Source organism: Burkholderia sp. Ac-20379 (assembly GCF_017104645.1).
GTDB lineage: Bacteria > Pseudomonadota > Gammaproteobacteria > Burkholderiales > Burkholderiaceae > Burkholderia.
The window spans coordinates 1-3,387 of the sequence record NZ_JAAGPF010000526.1 but is presented as its reverse complement, the minus strand read 5'-3'; the positions used below and the strand labels follow the sequence as shown (position 1 = coordinate 3,387).

The 3,387-nt window shown below is 72.2% G+C and carries 4 protein-coding genes; 3 read left to right on the top strand and 1 reads right to left on the bottom strand.

The window, feature by feature from the left end; translation table 11 throughout:
• The 3 genes from G3N92_RS32300 to G3N92_RS32290 all read left to right on the top strand — a co-directional run.
• Nucleotides 1-940 (top strand): hypothetical protein (locus tag G3N92_RS32300; protein WP_206131593.1); only part of this gene is annotated, 940 nt, incomplete at its 5' end.
• A 136-nt stretch (nucleotides 941-1,076) separates the two neighbouring features.
• On the top strand, nucleotides 1,077-1,556 hold the full coding sequence (locus tag G3N92_RS32295) for a GNAT family N-acetyltransferase (RefSeq protein WP_206131592.1): 480 nt from the start codon (nucleotides 1,077-1,079) through the stop codon (nucleotides 1,554-1,556).
• Nucleotides 1,553-2,182 carry an NAD(P)H-dependent oxidoreductase gene (locus tag G3N92_RS32290; RefSeq protein WP_206131591.1) on the top strand — a complete coding sequence of 210 codons (630 nt, stop codon included), beginning with the start codon at nucleotides 1,553-1,555 and terminating at the stop codon, nucleotides 2,180-2,182. Before G3N92_RS32295 ends, G3N92_RS32290 begins: the two co-directional genes overlap by 4 nt.
• Nucleotides 2,183-2,205: 23 nt before the next feature.
• Here G3N92_RS32290 and G3N92_RS32285 read toward each other — a convergent pair.
• On the bottom strand, nucleotides 2,206-3,387 hold a 1,182-nt coding region (locus G3N92_RS32285), incomplete at its 5' end, for a PLP-dependent aminotransferase family protein (RefSeq protein ID WP_206131590.1).

Genomic DNA, 3,387 nt, shown 5'->3' with positions numbered 1-3,387 from the left:
GTCCGCATCGCCGGCCGCGGCGATCGCGTCGGCGGCTTCGGCTACCGACGCCGCGCTGGCCTCGTCGCCCGACGCCGCCTCCGGCGCGGGCGGATTCTCGCAGGGCCTCAAGCGCGCCGACCTGATGCGCGTGGTGTTCCCGACCTGGCGCGACGCCAACGACGCGAACGCGCGCGTGGTCGACGTCGATCTGCCGGTGCGCGACGATGCCGGCCGCCTGCCGCACGCCGCCGCGCCCAAGACCGAATCCACCCGCGTCGAGATCGCGCCGCGCCAGGTGATCCGCCTCGACGACACGCACGCGGTGATGCTGACCGAAGGCGTGGGCGTGGGCGACACCGGCGTGCGCGACGACAGCTATGCCTCGGGCGCCTGGCTCGGCGCGTACTTCTTCCGCCGCGACGCCACCGGCTGGCTGCTCGACAAGCGCGTGGACGGCGTGGATTACCTCGGCGTGGCCGGCACCTACGGCGACACCAGCGTCGCGCGCATCGGCGCCGACGAGTTCGGCGTGGTGCTGACGGGCGGCGGATGCTGGCAGGGCTTCTGCGGCACGTGGGCGTCGGTGTACGGCGTCGCGCCGGGCCGCATCGCGACCTACGCGAGCACGGTGCCGGTGGACGGCAACAACCTCGGCGCGAGCGGCGAGTGCGAAACGGCGCTGCAGCAGAGCGGCGCGCCGAAGAGCGCGAGCGACACCGACGTGGTGGTCAACACCGACGCGAGCAATCCGCCCGCCTGTTTCGACATCGGCGGCAAGCTCGCGCTCGCGACCGGCAGCGACGGCGTCAGCGAGATGCGGATCCGCTTCGACGGCGTGGAATCCACCGATACCGACGACGGCACGCGCTCGCGCCAGATCCATCAGACGGCCGTGTACCGGCTGCGCGGCGGCAAGTACGTGCTGTCGTCGGGGCACAACCCGGTGCCGCCGTTTTAAGCGGGCTCGCCGCGCTGTCGTCGCGGCGCGCGCCGCGCCGATGTCCCGGTCGTTTTGATCGTTTCTGGCTCTATGGGCCATGACGTGGCGGCGCTATCGTGACGCTCGTCATTGAACGTTGAACGATGGAGCGCGCATGAACCCCGCTGTCGAATTCCGCCATCTCGATACGCCGGCCGAGCAGGCCGGCGCCTTCGCGCTGATGCGCGTGCTGCGTCCGCACCTGGACGACGCGAAAGCCTTCGTCGCGCAACTCGCGCGGCAGCAATCCGAAAGCTACCGGCTGCTGGCCGCGTTTCGCGGCCGCCACTTGCTCGGTCTGGCCGGCTATCGCCACCAGACCAACCTGATCTACGGCCGCTTCGTGTATGTCGACGACCTGGTGGTCGATCCGCAAGCGCAGGGGCAGGGCATCGGCGCGCAACTGCTCGACGCGGTGCGCGCGATCGCCCGCGACAGCGATTGCGCGCGCTTCGTGCTCGACACCGGCCTGCACATGGCGCTCGCGCAGCGCTTCTATTTCCGCAACGGCTTGCTCGCGCGCGGCATGCATTTCGTCGAGCCGCTCGCCGCGCCCGCAGCATCGGCATCGGCCATGCGGGAGGGCGCGCGATGAAGCTGCTGTTCCTGAACGCCAGCCCGCACGGCGCGGCCAGCCACGGCTACCGGCTTGCGCACGAGGCGATCGCCGCGCTGCGCGAACGCGAGACGGCGGCCGGCCGCCCGTTCGGCCTGATCGAACGCGATCTGGCCGGCGCGCCGCTGCCGCCCGTCGAGGCCGCCTATGCCGCGGCGATCACCTCGCGCGAGCCGGATCCGGCGCAGTTCGCGCTGTCGGAGCAACTGATCGGCGAGATCGAGGCCACCGATTGCCTCGTCGTCAACACGCCGATGCACAACTTCACGGTGCCGGCCGCGCTGAAGCTCTGGATCGACTACGTACTGCGCATCCACCGCACGTTCCGCTCGACGCCCGACGGCAAGATCGGCCTGATGCGCGACCGGCCGAGCTTCGTGATCGTCGGTTCGGGCGGCGTGCACAGCGGGCCGAACGCGCGGCAGGCCGATTTCCTGACGCCGTACCTCGGCTATGCGCTCGGCTCGATCGGGATTCGCGACGTGCACTTCTTCCCGCTGCAAGGGCTGGTGATGGGCGAGGCGGCGGTGCAGGCCGAACTGGCGCGCGAGCGCGCGGCGCTGATGCGATACGCGCCGTTCGCCGAGCCGGCGGCGGTGCGCTAAGGCGCGCCGAAGCACGCCATCGCCTATCGTTCGGCCAGTTGCGCGTCGAGCACACGCAGCAGCGTGGCGGCATGGGCCTGCGCCTGCTCGCGGCTCGCGACGTTCGCAAACCCGATCACGAAGCCGCGCGGCGTGTGTTTCGCGCGGCCGTTCGCATACCAGGCCGACAACGCGCTCGGCCCCAGCCCGGCGTCGCGGGCGGCCGCGGCGAACGCCACGTCGTCCACCGGCGCGCGGCCCGCGAACGCCGCCGCCAATTGCATGCCGCCCGGCGGCAGGTCGAACGCGAGGCGTGCGCCGAACGTCTCGCGCAGCGCATCGGCCATCCACACGCGCCGCTCGGCGTAGAGCGCGCGCATCCGCTTCAGGTGCCGCGCGAAATGGCCCTGCGCGATGAAATCGGCCACGCCCGCCTGCAACAGCGCGGGCGGCCCCGCGTTCATGCCCTGGCAGATCTGCCGCATCCGCGCCGCGGCGCGCTCGGGCGCCACCACGTAGGCGAGCCGCAGCCCCGGCACCATCACCTTGCTGAACGTGCCGCAATAGATCACGCGATCGTGGCGGTCGAGGCGCTTGAGCGCGGGCAGCGGGCGGCCCGCGTAGCGGAATTCGCTGTCGTAGTCGTCCTCCACTATCCAGCTTCCGGCGCGCGACGCCCAGTCGAGCAGCGCCATGCGGCGCGGCAGCGCGAGCGTCGCGCCGAGCGGGCTTTGATGCGACGGCGTGACCACCGCGAAGCGCGCATCGGGCGCGAGCGCCGCGCCGCGTTCGACGTCGATGCCCTGCGCATCCACCGGCACCGGCACGAGCTGCATGCCGGCGTCGCCGAGAAAGCGCCGCGCGAGCAGGTAGCCGGGATCCTCGTACCACATGTGGTCGCCGGGCGAGGCCAGCGCGCGCAGCACGAGCTCGAGCGTGGCGCGATAGCCGCCCGTCACGAACACCTGATCGGGCGTGCATTCGACGCCGCGCGACACGCCGAGGTAGGTCGCGATCTTCTCGCGCAGCACCGGCAGCCCCAGCGGCGGCGGATAGCCGAGCGCGGCGGGATCGGCGCGCCGCAACCGGTAGGCCACGAGCCGGTTCCAGACCTTGCGAGGGAACGCGTCGAGCGCGGGCAGGCCCGGCTGCAGCGGCAGGGCCTCGCCGCCGTGGGCGCCGGACGGGCTTTCCGGCGAGGCGGCGGCGCGCGCCTTGCCCGCCGC

Excerpts from the sequence above, each read along its gene's own strand:
- G3N92_RS32295 (WP_206131592.1), top strand. The coding sequence starts at position 1,077 with ATGAACCCCGCTGTCGAATTCCGCCATCTCGATACGCCGGCCGAGCAG.
- G3N92_RS32290 (WP_206131591.1), top strand. The coding sequence starts at position 1,553 with ATGAAGCTGCTGTTCCTGAACGCCAGCCCGCACGGCGCGGCCAGCCAC.